Raw genomic sequence first — 15,815 nt, forward strand, 5'->3', positions numbered from 1 at the left:
TGCTGTCGGCAGGCCACCACCGGCCACCGATGGCACGGGGAGCTTCGCCATGGATCGGAATTCACCGGCAACGCTGGACGCAGGCGCACTCGGGCTGGGCGAATCCGTCGTCATGGGCGTGGCGGGCACGGCGCCCGCCTTCAGCCTGGCGGCCACCACCGCCACCCTGGTCGCGACGGTGGGGAGCCTGGCGCCGGCCAGCCTGCTGTATTGCGGCCTGATCATGTTCGGCGTGACGCTGTCTTACCAGCAACTGAACCGGCTGCAGCCCAGCGCGGGCGCCTGCTACACCTGGGTCTGCGAGATCTTCCATCCGGTGCTCGGTTTTTTCGCGGGCTGGACGCTGTTGGTGGCGTCGGCGGTATTCATGGTATCCGGCACCATTCCGGCTGCCACCGCCACCCTGCTCCTGTTCGATCCGGCGCTGGCGGAGCGCCCGCCCGTGGTGACCCTGGTCGCCGCAGGCTGGCTGCTGGCGGTCAGCGTGGTCGTGGTCAAGGGAGTCAAGCTGACCAGCTACACCCAGGTGGCAATGACGCTGGTCGAGGTCGGGGTGCTGGCCGCGATCGTGCTCGCCGCCCTGCTGCGTGCGCCGCTGCCGCTTGCCCACCCGCCCTCGCTGGCCATGCTGTCACCATTTGGCTTTAACCCGCAGCTGTTTGCCAATGGGGCGCTGGTGGCGTTGTTCTTTTTCTGGGGCTGGGACGTGACGGCGAACCTGACCGAGGAAACGCGCGATCCGGCGCATGCGCCCGGGCGCGGCGCATTGATGGCGATGGTCATCGTGCTGGCACTGTTCATGGCCTTCGTCATCGCCAGCCAGGCCGTGCTGAGCGACCAGGAGATCCGCCGAGCCGGCACCAACGTGGTGTTTGCGCTCGCCGCGCGGCTGCTCCCGCGCCCGTGGGACTACCTGGCCGTGCTGGCCGTCATGCTCAGCACCGTGGGCACGCTGGAGACCTCGATCCTGCAGTTCACCCGCACGCTCTACGCCAAAGGCCGCGATGGCCTGCTGCACCCGCGCTATGCCGAGCTGCACCGCACCTGGCGCACGCCGTGGGTGGCCACCGCGGTGATTGCCTCGTTCGGCTTGCTGCTGCTGGCGCTGTCCGCCTGCTTCAACAGCGTGGGCCAGATCATCCAGGACTCGGTCAATGCCATCGGCTTCCAGGTGGCGTTCTATTACGGGCTAGCCGGCTTCGCCTGTGCCTGGCACTGCCGGCGCGGTGCCGCCCGCGCACCCGCCAGGCTGTTGCTGCTAGTGCTTTGGCCCGCTTGCAGCGCGGCGTTCCTGTGGTTCATCGGGCTGTACAGCATCCCCAGCTTCGACCTGGCCACGCGTTTGGTGGCCCTGGGCGGCATCGCGGTTGGCGCGGTGCCGCTCTGGCTCAACCGGCGCCGGCGGCTTGCCGCACGCGGAGCGCTCGGGGCCCCTGGCCCGTGACACGCCCCGGGGCCGCCTAGGCGGATACCGATGCTGTCAACAGGTCTGCCGCCGCCTCGATACGCTGTGGCGCGCCGAACAGCCGCGCAACCACCAGTCCGCTTTGCAGCGCGCCGAACACGGCTTGCGCCAGCGCCTGCGGCGGGATCGGCAAAGCCTTGTGCTGCACGGCCTGCGCGGTTTCCAGCAGGCGCGTGAGCCAGGTCTCGTGCAGGCGGTAGAAATCCTTGAGGATGCGATGCACCGCTTCCGGCAGGAACACGGCATCCGTGGACAGCATGCCCACCAGGCAGATGGCGTCGCCACCCGCGGTAGCCAGCCAGGGTGCGAGGTAAGCGCGAGCCTGCTCGTCCACCGGCAGGCTGGTGTCGATGCCGCGCACGCGCTGCGAATTGCGGGCGCTGTACTCCGTTACCGCCGCCTGCACCAGATCCTCTTTGGAGGGGAAGTGGTAATGGATGCTGGAGGTCTTGACCCCTACCCGCTCGGCAAGGTCCCGGTAACTGAATCCATTGAACCCCCGCTGCCGCACCAGCACCAGGGTGTGCTCCAGCAGTTGATCGCGTACGGACGGAGTCGTCATGGCATGCATCCACCTTTCGGCGGACCCTCGAGGCGCCGGCAATGGCAAAGAGCCGGTGTTACCGGCTCTTTGCACGTATCACCGCATTCATTGGATGACCGATGGATTCACAGCGTGCTCAGGCGTCGCGCGTAGCTCAAGCGTTGGCGCCTTCCGTGAACACATCGAACTTTCCGGTACGGGCACCGTCGGTATAGGCGTCCACGCTGCGAGCCGGGCTGGCCGACACGCCACTACGATCCAGGCCGGCGACGATACGTGCGCCATCGGTGTACGGGTCGAACTTGCCGGCACGCGCGCCGTCGGTGAACTGGTCAACGGCCCGCGACGGCGAAGCCGAGACGCCGGTGCGATCCAGGCCGGCCACGATGCGGGCACCGTCCGTGTACGGGTCAGCCTTGCCAACGCGTGCGCCTTCGGTGAACGGGTCGAACTTGCCGCTGCGCGCGCCGTCGGTGAAGGCGTCGGGCGTGGTGGTGCGGAACACGTAGCCGTACTTGTCACCCGAGAACGTGCTGTCCTTCGGGCCTGAAGCCTGGGCAGTGCCGGCAACGAAAGCAGCAGCAAGGGCGGCGGCGGTGATCAGGGTCTTGGCGAAGAGGTTCGAGGTCATGATGTTCTCCATTTGCATTTGAGGACCCGCGCTTGGGCGGAATCGAATCGGTACGCTTTGGAACCCTTCGCTTCCTTCGCCTGTTATCTACTAGTAGATAGATGAGCTGGCCAAAAAAAACGGGAATTCCCCGGGTGATGCGCTGGATCCCCTTTCCTGCTGCAGCTTTTCTTGCTGGGGCGGAGCAGCGGCTTCCATGTGCTGAATATTATCTACTGGTAGATAGATAGTCAAGGGGTTTTTCAGGAGATCGCTTTTGTCGATAACGCATCACAAACTCCGGAAGAAAAAACGGTGGCACAAGGCCACCGTCCGCTACGCCATCGGGGATGGCGCTTACCGCACCTTCCCTTCCTTCCATGCCTGCAACAACTTGTCATAGGCGATGGTCTCGCCCTTCGGCTTCTCGTTGGCCAGCTTCTTCCAGGGCGCGTGGTCGTCGGACAGCCACTTGGCGGGATCGCTCTTGGCGTTGAGCTTGGGCGCGCAGTTCGTCATGCCGGCGCGTTGCAGCCGCCCCATCACCTGGTCCATTTCCTCGGCCAGGTTGTCCATCGCGGCCTGCGGCGTCTTCTCGCCGGTCACAGCGGTCGCCACGTTCTTCCACCACAGCTGGGCCAGCTTGGGGTAGTCGGGCACGTTGGTGCCGGTGGGCGTCCACGCCACCCGCGCCGGGCTGCGATAGAACTCGATCAGGCCGCCATACTGCGCGGCATTCTTGGTGAGGTACTCGTGATGGATGTCGCTGTCGCGGATAAAGGTCAGGCCGGTGAGCGACTTCTTCAGCGATACCGTCTTGGACGTCACGAACTGCGCGTAGAGCCAGGCCGCCGCGAGGCGGTTGGGATCGGTGTTCTTGAAGAAGGTCCAGGAGCCCACGTCCTGGTAGCCGTTCTGCATGCCCTGCTTCCAGTACGGGCCATAGGGCGACGGCGCCATGCGCCATTTCGGCGTGCCGTCCGCATTGACCACCGGCAGCCCCTTCTTGGTCATGTCGGCGGTGAAGGCCGTGTACCAGAAGATCTGCTGCGCCACCTGCCCTTGCGCCGGCACCGGGCCGGCTTCGGAGAAGGTCATGCCCATGGCTTGCGGCGGCGCGTACTTCTTCATCCAGTCGATGTACTTGGTGAGCGCATAGACCGCGGCCGGGCTGTTGGTGGCACCGCCGCGCGAGACCGATGCACCTTCCGGCGTGCATTTGTCAGCGCCGACACGGATGCCCCATTCGTCCACCGGCATGCCGTTGGGCAGGCCCTTGTCAGCCGACCCGGCCATCGAGAGCCAGGCGTCGGTAAAGCGCCAGCCGAGCGACGGATCCTTCTTGCCGTAGTCCATATGGCCGTAAACCTTCTTGCCGTCGAGTTCCTTGACGTCGTTGGAGAAGAAGCTGGCGATGTCCTCGTAGGCCGACCAGTTGGTGGGCACGCCCAGGTCATAGCCGTACTTGGCCTTGAACTTGTCCTGCAGGTCCTTGCGCGCGAACCAGTCGGCGCGGAACCAGTACAGGTTGGCGAACTGCTGGTCGGGCAGCTGGTAGAGCTTGCCATCCGGCGCGGTCGTGAACTTGGTACCGATGAAATCCTTCACGTCCAGCCCGGGATTGGTCCACTCCTTGCCGGCGCCGGCCATGTAGTCGGTCAGCGGCAGGATGGCGCCGTAGCGATAGTGCGTGCCGATCAGGTCGGAGTCGGAAATCCAGCCGTCATAGATCGACTTGCCGGACTGCATCGAGGTCTGCAGCTTCTCCACCACATCGCCTTCCTGGATGATGTCGTGCTTGACCTGGATGCCGGTGATTTCCTCGAAGGCCTTGGCCAGCGTCTTGGATTCGTACTCGTGGGTCGTGATGGTCTCCGAGACCACGCTGATCTGCGTCACGCCTTTCGCCTTGAGCTTGGCGGCAGCGTCCATGAACCACTTCATTTCAGCGAGCTGCTTGTCCTTGGCGAGCGACGACGGCTGGAACTCGCTGTCGATCCACTTCTTGGCCTCGGCCTCGCCTGCCCAAGCGGCGTGGCCGCAAGCGAGCGCCGCTGCGCAGGCCAGCGCCGTCATGCCCAATTTCACGTGCACCTTCATTGACGTCTCCTCGAGAATCCCCCTCCCTGCTCTTTGTCTGGGTCGCGGTCCGGGGAAGGTGCAGGCCGCTATGCCCATTGACGAAAAATCCGTCGCTTTATTCTTGTCGGCTCAGGTACGCGATCCGCATGCGGCTCAGCCCTTGCGCATCACCAGGCTCAGCGCAAGCATGGACAGCACCAGGCTGATCCAGATCGAAGGCTCCTCCGCCAGCGAAAACCACGCCATCATCTTCTCGCCCAGGCCTACCCACGCCAGGTTGATCCAGGCCGCGCACATCAGGCCGATGAACAGGCGGTCGCCGCGAGTGGTCGCGATGGGCAGGAAGCCCTTGCGCTCCATGGTAGGGGCGCGCGTCTCCCACATCGTCATGCCAACCAGCATCACCGCGATGCTGATGAAGAACACGGCCACCGGGGTGGTCCATACCATCCAGTTGAACATGGCATCCTCTCCTTACACGCGGCCCATCGCGAAGCCTTTCGCGATGTAGTGCCGCACAAACCAGATCACGATGCCGCCGGGCACGATGGTGAGCACCCCGGCCGCGGCCAGCACGCCCCAGTCCATGCCGGAGGCCGACACCGTGCGCGTCATGGTGGCAACGATCGGCTTGGCGTTGACCGAGGTCAGCGTGCGCGCCAGCAACAGCTCCACCCAGCTGAACATGAAGCAGAAGAATGCGGCCACGCCCACGCCGGCCTTGATCAGCGGCAGGAAGATGGTGATGAAGAAGCGCGGGAAGGAATAGCCATCCACATAGGCCGTCTCGTCGATCTCGCGCGGCACGCCCGACATGAAGCCCTCCAGGATCCACACCGCCAGCGGCACGTTGAACACCAGGTGCGCCAGCGCCACGCCCAGGTGCGTGTCCATCAGGCCGATGGTGGTGTAGAGCTGGAAGAACGGCAGCAGGAACACCGCCGGTGGCGTCATGCGGTTGGTCAGCAGCCAGAAGAAGACGTGCTTGTCGCCGATGAACCGGTAGCGCGAAAACGCATAGGCCGCGGGCAGCGCCACTGTGATCGAGATCACCGTGTTCATCGCCACGTAGATCATCGAGTTGATGTAGCCCGAGTACCAGGACGGATCGGTGAAGATGGTCTTGTAGTGCTCCAGCGTGAAATCGTTGGGCCACAGCGACAGCGTGGAAACGATCTCCTCGTTGGACTTGAACGACATGTTCAGCATCCAGTAGATCGGCAGGATGGCGAAGACCAGGTACACCACCAGGAAGACTGCACGCCAGTAAGTGGCGCTTTGCTTGGCTTCACGTTTGGCTTCACGCATTGGGCATGTCCTCGCTGCCGGCGGTGCCCGCGCGCTGCATCCAGTTGTAGAGAATGAAACACATGAGCAGGATGATCAGGAAGTAGACGATCGAGAATGCCGCGGCCGGGCCCAGGTCGAACTGGCCCACGGCTTTCTGCGTGAGGTATTGCGACAGGAACGTGGTCGCATTGCCAGGCCCGCCGCCGGTCAGCACGAAGGGTTCGGTGTAGATCATGAAGCTGTCCATGAAGCGCAGCAGCACCGCGATCATCAGCACGCCACGCAGCTTGGGCAGCTGGATATAGCGGAACACCGCCAGGCGCGAGGCGCCGTCGATCTGCGCGGCCTGGTAGTACGCGTCGGGAATCGCGCGCAAGCCGGCGTAGCACAGCAGCGCCACCAGCGGCGTCCAGTGCCACACGTCCATCACCAGCACCGTGAACCACGCGTCCACCGCGCTGCCGGTGTAGTTGTAGGCAAAGCCCATGCCGGCAAGCCCCGCACCCAGCAAGCCGATGTCGGTGCGCCCGAAGATCTGCCAGATCGTGCCCACAACGTTCCATGGAATCAGCAGTGACAGCGCGATCACCACCAGCACCGCCGACGCCTTCACCCCCTTGGCCGGCATCGACAGCGCCAGCAGGATGCCCAGCGGGATCTCCACCGCCAGCACCGCCAGCGAAAAGCCAAGCTGACGCAGCAGCGCGTCGTGCAGCTCGCCGTCGCGCAGCACGGTGCGGAACCATTCGGTGCCGACGAACACGCGCCGCTCGGGCGAGATGATGTCCTGCACGGAGTAATTGACGATGGTCATCAGCGGCAGGATGGCAGAGAACGCCACGCACAGGACCACCGGGATGACCAGCAGCCAGGCCTTCTGGTTGACGGGCTTCAGCGTGCTCATGCCACCAGCTCCTCGTTGACGTAGTAACAGGTATGACGGTTGAACACGGACAGCCACACGGTCTCGCCCGCCCGCAGCGCCGCGCCCTCATTGCCGAGCCGGCCGCGCACGGTGGCAGCGTGGCCGCTGGCATCCTGCACGGTGGCGGTGACCAGCCAGTAGGTGCCAATGTCCTGCGCGCGCTCCACGCGTGCGGGCACGGCCTGCGGATCGGTGCTCGCGGCCAGGCGCAGGTACTCGGGGCGCACGCCGACCTTGAAGCTGCCGGCCGCCTGCAAGGCCGTGGCGACGGTCGGCGCGAACTCTGGCATATAGCGCCGACCGGCAATTTCGATGGCGCCATCGCGCCATGCCCCTGCCAGGAAGTTCATGCCCGGCGAGCCAATGAAGTTGCCAACGAAGGTATGCGCCGGGCGCTCGAACAGCGCATCGGCCGGCCCCACCTGCACCGCCCTGCCGCGCGACATCACCACCACCTGGTCGGCAAAGGTGAGCGCCTCGGTCTGGTCATGCGTGACGTAGATCAGCGTCAGCCGGAACTCGTGGTGAATCTCCTTGAGCTTGCGGCGCAACTGCCATTTCAGGTGCGGATCGATCACGGTCAGCGGCTCGTCGAACAGGATGGCCGATACGTCCTGGCGCACCAGGCCCCGCCCGAGCGAGATCTTCTGCTTGGCGTCGGCCGCCAGGCCGCTGGCGCGCCGGTCCAGCGATGCGGACAGGTCCAGCATCTCGGCCACGCGGCCCACGCGCTCCTTCACCTGGGCCGCGGGCACGCCGCGGTTGCGCAGCGGGAAGGCCAGGTTTTCGCCCACCGTCATGGTGTCGTAGATCACCGGGAACTGGAACACCTGGGCGATGTTGCGCGCCTGCGGCGTGGCTGCTGTCACGTCGCGGCCATCGAAGGAAACGGTGCCATGCGATGGCCGCTGCAAGCCGGAAATGCAATTGAGCAAGGTGGTCTTGCCGCAGCCGGACGGCCCGAGCAAGGCGTAGGCGCCGCCGTCATTGAACGTGAACTTCAGCGGCAGCAGCGCGTAGTCCTCATCCGCTTGCGGATCGGGACGGTATGAATGGGACAGCTCGAGGTCGATGCGTGTCATCTCAGGCTCCCAGCTCGGCAGTGGCGGGGGCGACCTTCAACGGCCGGCTTGGCGCATGAATGCGCATGCCGTCTGCGTCGAACAGGTAGAGCTGCGCGGGATCCAGGTGCAGCGTGAGCGGTGCGCCCAGTTCCAAGTCGACCACTCCCGGAAACTGCGCCACCAGGTTGCCAACCGGGGAATCCATGTGCACGAAGGTGTCCGACCCGGACAGCTCGGCCAGCGCCACCCGGCCCGCCACCGGCACCGAGCCGGGCACGGCGTCCAGGCGCAGCGCACCGGCCCGCACCCCGACCGTTACCGTGCCGCCTTGTTCCACGGCCCCGGGCAAGGGGACCACAACGCCGCCAGGCAACGTGACCGCGCCGGCCAGCAGGCTGCCGGCCATCAGGTTCATGGGGGGATCGCTGAAAGCACGCGCCACGCGCAGCGAGGCGGGATAGTGGAAGACCTCTGGCGTGGGCCCGTACTGCAACAGCTCGCCGGCATCCAGCACCGCGGTATAGCCGCCCAGCAACAGCGCTTCGGCCGGCTCCGTGGTGGCATAGATCACGGTGGCATTGCCATGCGCGAAAAGCTGGGTGAGTTCCTCGCGCAACTCTTCGCGCAGCTTGTAGTCCAGGTTGACCAGGGGCTCGTCGAGCAGCATCAGCGGCGCGCCCTTGGCCAGCGCGCGTGCCAGCGCCACGCGCTGCTGCTGCCCGCCGGAGAGCTCGGCGGGAAAGCGCTCGAGCAGGTGCTCGATATGCAGGCGGGTGGCCAGCGCCCTCACCTGTCCATCGATATCCTTGGAACGCCGCAGCTTGAGCGGCGAAGCAATATTGTCGAAGACGGTCATCGACGGGTAGTTGATGAACTGCTGGTAGACCATCGAGACGTTGCGCTCGCGCACCGGCATGCCGGTCACGTCGACGCCGTCCACCTCGACGCAGCCGGCACTGGGCCGGTCCAGCCCCGCCATGACCCGCATCAGCGAGGTCTTGCCGGCCTGGGTGGCTCCTAGCAGGATGGTCACTGCGCCCGGCACGGGCGTCAGCGACATGGGATATAGATACGCCTGCGAACCTGCTTGCTGGGCGATGCCTTCCAATCTGAGCTGCATCGAGTCTCCGATTCCGAATGCCACATACATCACATATACCGCAATGATGCAAACGCACAAATCCTTGCTTCCCGCTCGTTTTAGAGCAAAAACGAAAATAAAACAATCATGCACTGCATCATTTGTTTTCGTTTGTGTTTGAACTAGAATGCCGGCATGACGCTAAATCCACGCCAGACCGCCCTGCTGGAAGAGGTTCGCAGCCAGGGCTTCGCTTCCATCGACGAACTTGCCCGCAAGTTCGGGGTGACCCTGCAGACCGTGCGCCGGGACGTCAACCTGCTGGCTGAAGGCGGCATGCTGGCGCGCTTTCACGGCGGTGTGCGGGTGGAGGGCTCCACGGTGGAGAACATCGCCTATCGGCAGCGCCAGGGGCTCAATGCCGAGGGCAAGGCCCGCATTGCGCGCGCAGTGGCCAGCGCCGTGCCCGAGGGTTGCTCGCTGATCCTGAATATCGGCACCACGGTCGAGGAAATCGCGCGCGAGCTCATGCATCACCGCGGCCTGCGCGTGATCACCAACAACCTGAACGTGGCGAGCATCCTGGCCGACAACCCCGATTGCGAAGTGATCGTCGCCGGCGGCGTGCTGCGCTCGCGCGACCGCGGCATCGTGGGCGAGGCCACGGTGGAGTTCATCAGCCAGTTCAAGGTGGATATCGGCCTGATCGGCATCTCGGGCATCGAGGCCGACGGCACGCTGCGCGATTACGATTTTCGCGAAGTGAAGGTGGCGCGGACCATCATCGAGCATTCGCGCGAAGTCTGGCTGGCGGCGGACGCCAGCAAGTTCAACCGGCAGGCCATGGTGGAACTGGCGCACGTCTCGGAGATCGACCGGCTGTTCACCGATGAGCCGTTGAAGCCGCCATTCGAGAGCATGCTGGAAGAAAGCGGAGTGCGCTGTGTGGTCGCGCAGGCCTGAGAGCGGCCAGCCACGGCGCAGGCGCCCCTGCGGGCGAGGCGGTGCCGGCGCGACTGCCGCCGGGCACCTGGCGAAGGGCTTGCTGAGTGGCTTGCCTAAGGACTTGCTTAGGGACTTGCCGGAGGTCTTACTTGAAGACGACGGTCTTGTGGCCGTTGAGCAGGATGCGGTGCTCGGCATGCCATTTGACGGCACGCGCCAGCGCCACGCACTCCACGTCACGCCCCACCGCGGTGAGCTGCTCGGGATCCATGCTGTGGTCCACGCGCTCGATTTCCTGCTCGATGATCGGGCCTTCGTCCAGCGCCGCGGTCACGTAGTGGGCGGTCGCGCCGATCAGCTTCACGCCGCGGTCGTGCGCCTGATAGTAAGGCTTGGCGCCCTTGAAGCTGGGCAGGAACGAGTGATGGATATTGATGGCGCGGCCGGCCAGCTTGCGGCACAGGTCGTCGGACAGCACCTGCATGTAGCGCGCCAGCACCACCAGGTCGATGTTCTGCTCGCGCACGATCTCGAACACCTTGTTCTCTTGCGCGGCCTTCTGCTCAGCCGAGGCGTTCATCATCGGCAGGTGGAAAAACGGGATATCGTACGACGCGGCAAGCTGGTAGAAATCACGGTGGTTCGACACGATGGCGGCGATCTCCACCGGCAGGCCGCTGGCCTTGGCGCGGAACAGCAGATCGTTCAGGCAATGGCCGATTTTCGACACCATGATCATCACGCGCGGCTTGACGCTGGCATCGAACAAGTCCCACTGCATGGCGAACTGATCGCCGATCGGCGCGAACGCGGTCTTCAGCGTGGCCAGGTCCGGGCCGCCGGCGGCCGGCGTGAAATGCACACGCATGAAGAAGCGGCCGGTGAACTCATCGCCGTACTGGTCGGAGTCGACGATATTGCAGCCGTGCTGGAACAGCAGGCCCGAGACGGCATGGACGATGCCCGGCTGATCCGGGCAGGAAATGGTGAGAATGAATCCGGTATTGCTCATCGTGTGTGGTTTTGTCTAGTGCGCGCCGATCAAGGGCGGGGGATGCCGGGGGCGCTCCAGCCGCGGCGATTGAGCGCATCCAGCGTCACCAGGGTCGCGTCGACCGTCATGGCGCCATCCGCCATGATAGCAAGCAATGCCTCCGGCTCGATACGGCGGTGCTCGGCCACCTCCCCGTCGCGGTTATGCGGCACGAAATCCGGCGGCAGCAACAGGTCGTACACGTACACGGCCTCCCACTGCACGCCCTCGGGGATTTCACGCAGCACTTCGATCACGCCATGCGCCTCGGCGCGTTGCGCCAGCACGGGCGCAATGCCTGACTCCTCGTCGCACTCGCGCACCAGCGTGGCAAGCGGATCACTACCGTGCGGCATGCCGCCAGCCACCAGGTTGTCCCACATGCCGGGGTCGACCGCCTTGGCGGCGCTGCGCCGTGAAATCCACAGCGCGCGCGCGCCGGCAATGACGCCGTTCATGTGCGAGGCAAAGGTCAGCAGCCCGAGAAAGCGCGCGGCCGCGCGCTCGATCACCGCGAAGGCCGGCGCCGCGAGTTCCGGCGTGACGGCGAACAGTTCGTCGCGCCAGCCGCGCACATGGCCGGCATCCGCCAGCCAGTGCGCCAGCACTTTCAGCGCCGCGCTGCGCGTGCAAGCATCGCCGCAGTCCGGCAGCAGTGCCACGCTGCCACCCCGCGGCTCGCCCAGCACGCCCGGCACCGTATCCTGCGCGCGCAGGATCTGCGCATGCGCGCGCGGCAGCCATCCCACCTGGCGGCCTGCCACGGTCAGCCGCAAATGCGCGCCGGCATCGAAACGGCTGCGCGCCGCCAGCGAGGCGGCAACGCGGGACACGACGGGGTTCTGGCTGGCGCTATCGGGCAAGGTATCGGACATGAAGGATCCCGGCGGCCGGCAAGGCACGCCTGCAATGGTCAATGCAATGGTTAATGTAGTGGTTAATGTAGTGGTAAAAGCAGTCAATCCAGGACAAGACGCATGAAGCAAACCCAGCCTTCGGGCCTGCCGCAATTCGTGCTGGCGCTCGACCAGGGCACCAGCAGCTCGCGCGCGATCCTGTTCGATCACGCCGGCAACGTGGCGCGGGTCGCGCAGCGCGAATTCCGCCAATATTACCCGCACCCCGGCCACGTCGAGCACGATCCCTACGAGATCTGGCAGTCGCAGCTGGCGGTGGCCCACGAGGTGCTGAACGACGCCGGCGTCGCGGCCAGCCAGGTGAGCGCCATCGGCATCACCAACCAGCGCGAGACCACCGTGCTGTGGGACCGCCAGACCGGCGAGCCCATCGGCCGCGCGCTGGTCTGGCAGGACCGCCGCACCGCGCCGATGTGCGAGGCGCTGCAGGCCGACGGCCATGGCGAGCTGTTCGGCGACAAGACCGGCCTGATCATCGACGCCTACTTCTCCGGCACCAAGCTGCGCTGGATGCTCGAGAACACCGAGGGCGCGCGCGAACGCGCGGCGCGTGGCGAGCTGGCGTTCGGCACGGTCGACAGCTGGCTGATCTGGCAGCTGACGGACGGCAAGCGCCATGTCACCGATGTCTCCAACGCGTCGCGCACGATGCTGTTCAACATTCACACCTTCCAGTGGGATGATGACTTGCTCGACCTGCTGGACATCCCGCGCAGCTTGTTGCCCGAGGTGGTGCCCTCCAGCGGCGAGGTGGCGCGCACGGCGCTGCGGCTGTTTGGCGCGGAGATCCCCATTGCCGGCATCGCCGGGGACCAGCAGGCCGCTACCTACGGCCAGGCCTGCCTGTCCCCGGGCATGGCCAAGAATACCTACGGCACGGGCTGCTTCCTGCTGATGAACACGGGATCGCAGCCGGTCACTTCGCACAATCGCCTGCTCACCACCATTGGCTGGCAACTGGGCGGCACCACGCCGCCCGCCAGCCGCACGCAATATTGCCTGGAAGGCGGCGTGTTCATGGGCGGCGCCACCATCCAGTGGCTGCGCGACGGGCTGCAGATCATCAACAGCGCGCCCGAGGTGGAGCCGCTGGCGCGCCAGTGCGACGACACCGAAGGCGTGGTGCTGGTGCCGGCCTTTGCCGGCCTGGGCGCACCGCACTGGGATCCGTTCGCGCGCGGCACGCTGGTCGGCCTGACCCGCGGCACCGGACGAGCGCACATTGCCCGCGCCGCGCTGGAGTCGATCGCACTGCAGAGCGTGGACGTGCTGGACGCCATGCAGAAAGATGCCGGCATCTCGCTGGCCGAACTGCGTGTGGACGGCGGCGCATCGCGCAGCGACCTGCTGATGCAGATGCAGGCCGACCTGCTTGGCACGGCCGTGGTTCGCCCGCGCGTGACCGAGACCACGGCGCTTGGCGCGGCCTACCTGGCGGGACTGGCCACCGGCTACTGGAGCGGCGAGGACGAGATCGCCAGCCAGTGGCAGGTGGAGCATCGCTTCGAGCCCAACCTTAGCGCCGACGCGCGCGCGTACCGGCTCTGGCGCTGGCATCGCGCGGTAGAGCGCGCACGCGACTGGGCGCGGGAAGATGGCGCGCCACCGCACTCGACAAATTGAGCGCGAGCTGAGCGCAGCGCACAAGCCACACACGGCAAGTACAAAAGTACATACAAGCAACACCGCGACACGCATTCGCACCAAACAAGGAATCATGCAGACACTGCACACCCCCATCCTGCCGCCCGACCGCGCCACCCTGCTCGCCACCCTGGAGCGCGAGCCTAAGTGGGATGTCATCGTCATCGGCGGCGGCGCCACCGGCCTGGGCACGGCGGTGGACGCCGCCTCGCGCGGCTACCGCACGCTGCTGGTGGAGGCCGCCGACTTCGCCAAGGGCACCTCCAGCAAGGCCACCAAGCTGGTTCACGGCGGCGTGCGCTATCTCGCGCAGGGCAATATCAGCCTGGTGCGCGAGGCGCTGCATGAGCGTGGCCTGCTGGCCCGCAACGCGCCGCACCTGGTGTGGCCGCTCGGCTTCGTGGTGCCGGCCTACCAGTTGTTCGACCAGCCCTTCTACGGCATCGGCCTGAAGCTATACGACATGCTGGCCGGCGGCCTCAACCTGTCCGGCAGCCGCTGGCTCAACCACCGCGAAACCCTGGCAGCGGCGCCGACCCTGGCCGAGCACGTGGGTGGGCGGCCCCTGCGCGGCGGCAACCTGTATTTCGACGGGCAGTTCGACGACGCCCGCCTGGCCATCGCGCTGATGCGCACGCTGTTTGACGTGGGCGGCACGGCCATCAACTACCTGCGCGTGAGCGGGCTGTCGCAGCGCAACGGGGTGATCGACGGCGTCACCGTGAAGGACGTACTGGGCGACGCCAGCTTCGACCTGAAGGCGTCCTGCGTGATCAACGCCACGGGCGTGTGGGTGGATGCCGTGCGCCAGATGGAAGACGGCCAGGCCCGCAGCATGGTGGCCCCCAGCCAGGGCGTGCACCTGACCTTGCCGCGCAGCTTCCTGCCCGGCGACCGTGCCATCCTGATCCCCAAGACCGATGACGGCCGCGTGCTCTTCGTCGTGCCCTGGAACGGCCACACCATCATCGGCACCACCGATACGCCGCGCAAGGACCTGCCGCTGGAGCCGCGCGCCGGCGCCGACGACGTCGATTTCATCCTGGAGACCGCCACGCGCTACCTGTCGCGCGCGCCAACCCGCGCCGACGTGACCAGCGTCTGGGCCGGCCTGCGCCCGCTGGTCAAGGCCACCGGCGAAGCCTCCACCGCCTCGCTCTCGCGCGAGCACACCATCCTGGTGTCCAAGGCCGGCCTGATCACCGTCACCGGCGGCAAGTGGACCACCTACCGCAAGATGGCCGAGGACGTGGTGGGCACGGCCATCCAGCGCCAGATGCTGCCGGCCGCGCCCTGCGTGACAGCAGATCTGCCGCTGCACGGCGCGCAGGGCTTGCCCGCGAACCTGCCCGCGCCCGGCAGCGGCTCGCCGGACCGTTACTACGGCAACGAGGTCGGCATGCTGCACACGCTGCCCGGCAACGACGACATGCTCGTGCCCGGCGCCGGGCTGACCGCCGCCCATGTGCGCTTTGCCGCGCGTTTCGAACTGGCTCGGCGAGTCGAGGACGTGCTGGCGCGCCGCAATCGCGCCCTGTTCCTGGAAGCCAGCGCCGCGAGTGCGGCAGCGCCGCGGGTGGCCGAGATCCTGGCCGAGGAGCATGGGCACGACGCCGCCTGGCAAGCGGCCGAGGTAGCCAGCTTCCGGGAGCTGGCAAGCGGCTATATGTTGGCCTGAGCGACAACCCGCGGCAGGGACGCCACCCCGCCGCGCGTGCCGCGGGGAGTACGCCAGTCACGACCTGGGCCGCCTCATCAGCCATCGGCATCTTGCTACCGAGCTAGCCAACAAGGAAACCACATGCCTCTTCGTTCGCCCCTGCGTCGCTTCACTACCTGCGCCATCGCCGCCACCATCGGCCTGGCCGTTGCCCCCGCCATGGCCAAGCCCGGTATCGACGGCGTGCGCTTCGACCCGCCCCGTGCCGTGCGCTACCAGTGCGAAGACGGCAAGCAGGTCACGGCGCGCTATTTCAACAGCACCGACAACCAGATCGCCATCCTGCGGCTGGATGGCAAGCCGCTGCTCTTTGTCAGCGTGCTGACCGGCTCGGGCGCCCGCTATGCGCATGGCGCGTATCTGTGGATCACCAAGGGCGACGAAGGCATGCTGCAGGACCTGACCAAGGGCGAGAGCGCGCCACCGGCCTACGCCAACTGCCACGCAGCGAAATAGGGCTCCGGAGCAGCGCCCGAGCAGGTCATCGCCAGAACA

At 66.1% G+C, this 15,815-nt stretch carries 15 protein-coding genes; 5 read left to right on the forward strand and 10 right to left on the reverse strand.

Annotation, left to right across the window (positions count from 1 at the left end):
* Positions 1 to 49: 49 nt before the first annotated feature.
* The gene (locus tag AC07XB_RS11320; protein ID WP_492376109.1) at positions 50 to 1,444 is read left to right on the forward strand and encodes an APC family permease; all 1,395 of its coding nucleotides are present in this window, start codon (positions 50 to 52) and stop codon (positions 1,442 to 1,444) included.
* A 16-nt stretch (positions 1,445 to 1,460) separates the two neighbouring features.
* On the opposite strand, the gene AC07XB_RS11325 is transcribed toward AC07XB_RS11320, so the two are convergent.
* The 8 genes from AC07XB_RS11325 to AC07XB_RS11360 all read right to left on the reverse strand — a co-directional run bounded on the left by AC07XB_RS11325 (position 1,461) and on the right by AC07XB_RS11360 (position 9,100).
* The gene (locus AC07XB_RS11325) at positions 1,461 to 2,027 is read right to left on the reverse strand and encodes a TetR/AcrR family transcriptional regulator (RefSeq protein ID WP_492829173.1); all 567 of its coding nucleotides are present in this window, start codon (positions 2,025 to 2,027) and stop codon (positions 1,461 to 1,463) included.
* A gap of 136 nt (positions 2,028 to 2,163) precedes the next feature.
* On the reverse strand, positions 2,164 to 2,640 hold the full coding sequence (locus AC07XB_RS11330; protein ID WP_492376107.1) for a copper resistance protein CopQ: 477 nt from the start codon (positions 2,638 to 2,640) through the stop codon (positions 2,164 to 2,166).
* 336 nt (positions 2,641 to 2,976) lie between these two features.
* Positions 2,977 to 4,707: an ABC transporter substrate-binding protein gene (locus tag AC07XB_RS11335; protein ID WP_492376115.1), complete on the reverse strand. Its 1,731-nt coding sequence runs from the start codon at positions 4,705 to 4,707 to the stop codon at positions 2,977 to 2,979.
* 147 nt (positions 4,708 to 4,854) lie between these two features.
* Positions 4,855 to 5,163 carry a DUF2160 domain-containing protein gene (locus AC07XB_RS11340; RefSeq protein WP_492829171.1) on the reverse strand — a complete coding sequence of 103 codons (309 nt, stop codon included), beginning with the start codon at positions 5,161 to 5,163 and terminating at the stop codon, positions 4,855 to 4,857.
* Between the two features lie 12 nt (positions 5,164 to 5,175).
* Positions 5,176 to 6,009 carry a carbohydrate ABC transporter permease gene (locus AC07XB_RS11345; RefSeq protein WP_492376106.1) on the reverse strand — a complete coding sequence of 278 codons (834 nt, stop codon included), beginning with the start codon at positions 6,007 to 6,009 and terminating at the stop codon, positions 5,176 to 5,178.
* Positions 6,002 to 6,895, reverse strand: a complete 894-nt coding sequence (locus AC07XB_RS11350; protein ID WP_492376105.1) for a carbohydrate ABC transporter permease — start codon at positions 6,893 to 6,895, stop codon at positions 6,002 to 6,004. The genes AC07XB_RS11345 and AC07XB_RS11350 overlap by 8 nt, the downstream gene beginning before the upstream one ends.
* Positions 6,892 to 7,998: an ABC transporter ATP-binding protein gene (locus AC07XB_RS11355; protein WP_492376104.1), complete on the reverse strand. Its 1,107-nt coding sequence runs from the start codon at positions 7,996 to 7,998 to the stop codon at positions 6,892 to 6,894. The genes AC07XB_RS11350 and AC07XB_RS11355 overlap by 4 nt, the downstream gene beginning before the upstream one ends.
* A 1-nt stretch (position 7,999) precedes the next feature.
* Positions 8,000 to 9,100: an ABC transporter ATP-binding protein gene (locus tag AC07XB_RS11360; RefSeq protein ID WP_492829169.1), complete on the reverse strand. Its 1,101-nt coding sequence runs from the start codon at positions 9,098 to 9,100 to the stop codon at positions 8,000 to 8,002.
* 156 nt (positions 9,101 to 9,256) lie between these two features.
* Here AC07XB_RS11360 and AC07XB_RS11365 point away from each other — a divergent pair, with 156 nt between their 5' ends.
* The gene (locus AC07XB_RS11365) at positions 9,257 to 10,024 is read left to right on the forward strand and encodes a DeoR/GlpR family DNA-binding transcription regulator (RefSeq protein WP_150983211.1); all 768 of its coding nucleotides are present in this window, start codon (positions 9,257 to 9,259) and stop codon (positions 10,022 to 10,024) included.
* 127 nt (positions 10,025 to 10,151) lie between these two features.
* Here the strand turns inward: AC07XB_RS11365 and purU are convergent, their stop codons facing one another.
* Both purU and AC07XB_RS11375 read right to left on the reverse strand, forming a co-directional pair.
* A complete protein-coding gene (purU, locus tag AC07XB_RS11370) occupies positions 10,152 to 11,018 on the reverse strand; it encodes a formyltetrahydrofolate deformylase (RefSeq protein WP_043347737.1) in 867 nt (288 codons plus the stop codon).
* Positions 11,019 to 11,047: 29 nt separating this feature from the next.
* Positions 11,048 to 11,914, reverse strand: coding sequence for an NUDIX hydrolase (locus tag AC07XB_RS11375; RefSeq protein WP_492376102.1), 867 nt, complete (start codon positions 11,912 to 11,914; stop codon positions 11,048 to 11,050).
* A 102-nt stretch (positions 11,915 to 12,016) separates the two neighbouring features.
* Between AC07XB_RS11375 and glpK the strand changes: the two genes are divergently transcribed.
* The 3 genes from glpK to AC07XB_RS11390 all read left to right on the forward strand — a co-directional run bounded on the left by glpK (position 12,017) and on the right by AC07XB_RS11390 (position 15,776).
* A complete protein-coding gene (gene glpK / locus AC07XB_RS11380) occupies positions 12,017 to 13,579 on the forward strand; it encodes a glycerol kinase GlpK (protein ID WP_492829167.1) in 1,563 nt (520 codons plus the stop codon).
* A 94-nt stretch (positions 13,580 to 13,673) separates the two neighbouring features.
* On the forward strand, positions 13,674 to 15,278 hold the full coding sequence (locus AC07XB_RS11385) for a glycerol-3-phosphate dehydrogenase/oxidase (RefSeq protein ID WP_492376100.1): 1,605 nt from the start codon (positions 13,674 to 13,676) through the stop codon (positions 15,276 to 15,278).
* A gap of 123 nt (positions 15,279 to 15,401) precedes the next feature.
* A complete protein-coding gene (locus AC07XB_RS11390; protein WP_492376099.1) occupies positions 15,402 to 15,776 on the forward strand; it encodes an MliC family protein in 375 nt (124 codons plus the stop codon).
* Positions 15,777 to 15,815: the final 39 nt, after the last annotated feature.

This window comes from Cupriavidus sp. GW821-FHT02F09, assembly GCF_059421605.1.

What these genes read in the sequence shown, in the direction of transcription:
- AC07XB_RS11320 (WP_492376109.1), top strand. Translation starts at nt 50, where the DNA reads ATGGATCGGAATTCACCGGCAACGCTGGACGCAGGCGCACTCGGGCTG.
- AC07XB_RS11325 (WP_492829173.1), bottom strand. Translation starts at nt 2,027, where the DNA reads ATGACGACTCCGTCCGTACGCGATCAACTGCTGGAGCACACCCTGGTG.
- AC07XB_RS11330 (WP_492376107.1), bottom strand. Translation starts at nt 2,640, where the DNA reads ATGACCTCGAACCTCTTCGCCAAGACCCTGATCACCGCCGCCGCCCTT.
- AC07XB_RS11340 (WP_492829171.1), bottom strand. Translation starts at nt 5,163, where the DNA reads ATGTTCAACTGGATGGTATGGACCACCCCGGTGGCCGTGTTCTTCATC.
- AC07XB_RS11345 (WP_492376106.1), bottom strand. Translation starts at nt 6,009, where the DNA reads ATGCGTGAAGCCAAACGTGAAGCCAAGCAAAGCGCCACTTACTGGCGT.
- AC07XB_RS11350 (WP_492376105.1), bottom strand. Translation starts at nt 6,895, where the DNA reads ATGAGCACGCTGAAGCCCGTCAACCAGAAGGCCTGGCTGCTGGTCATC.
- AC07XB_RS11355 (WP_492376104.1), bottom strand. Translation starts at nt 7,998, where the DNA reads ATGACACGCATCGACCTCGAGCTGTCCCATTCATACCGTCCCGATCCG.
- AC07XB_RS11360 (WP_492829169.1), bottom strand. Translation starts at nt 9,100, where the DNA reads ATGCAGCTCAGATTGGAAGGCATCGCCCAGCAAGCAGGTTCGCAGGCG.
- AC07XB_RS11365 (WP_150983211.1), top strand. Translation starts at nt 9,257, where the DNA reads ATGACGCTAAATCCACGCCAGACCGCCCTGCTGGAAGAGGTTCGCAGC.
- purU (WP_043347737.1), bottom strand. Translation starts at nt 11,018, where the DNA reads ATGAGCAATACCGGATTCATTCTCACCATTTCCTGCCCGGATCAGCCG.
- AC07XB_RS11375 (WP_492376102.1), bottom strand. Translation starts at nt 11,914, where the DNA reads ATGTCCGATACCTTGCCCGATAGCGCCAGCCAGAACCCCGTCGTGTCC.
- glpK (WP_492829167.1), top strand. Translation starts at nt 12,017, where the DNA reads ATGAAGCAAACCCAGCCTTCGGGCCTGCCGCAATTCGTGCTGGCGCTC.
- AC07XB_RS11385 (WP_492376100.1), top strand. Translation starts at nt 13,674, where the DNA reads ATGCAGACACTGCACACCCCCATCCTGCCGCCCGACCGCGCCACCCTG.
- AC07XB_RS11390 (WP_492376099.1), top strand. Translation starts at nt 15,402, where the DNA reads ATGCCTCTTCGTTCGCCCCTGCGTCGCTTCACTACCTGCGCCATCGCC.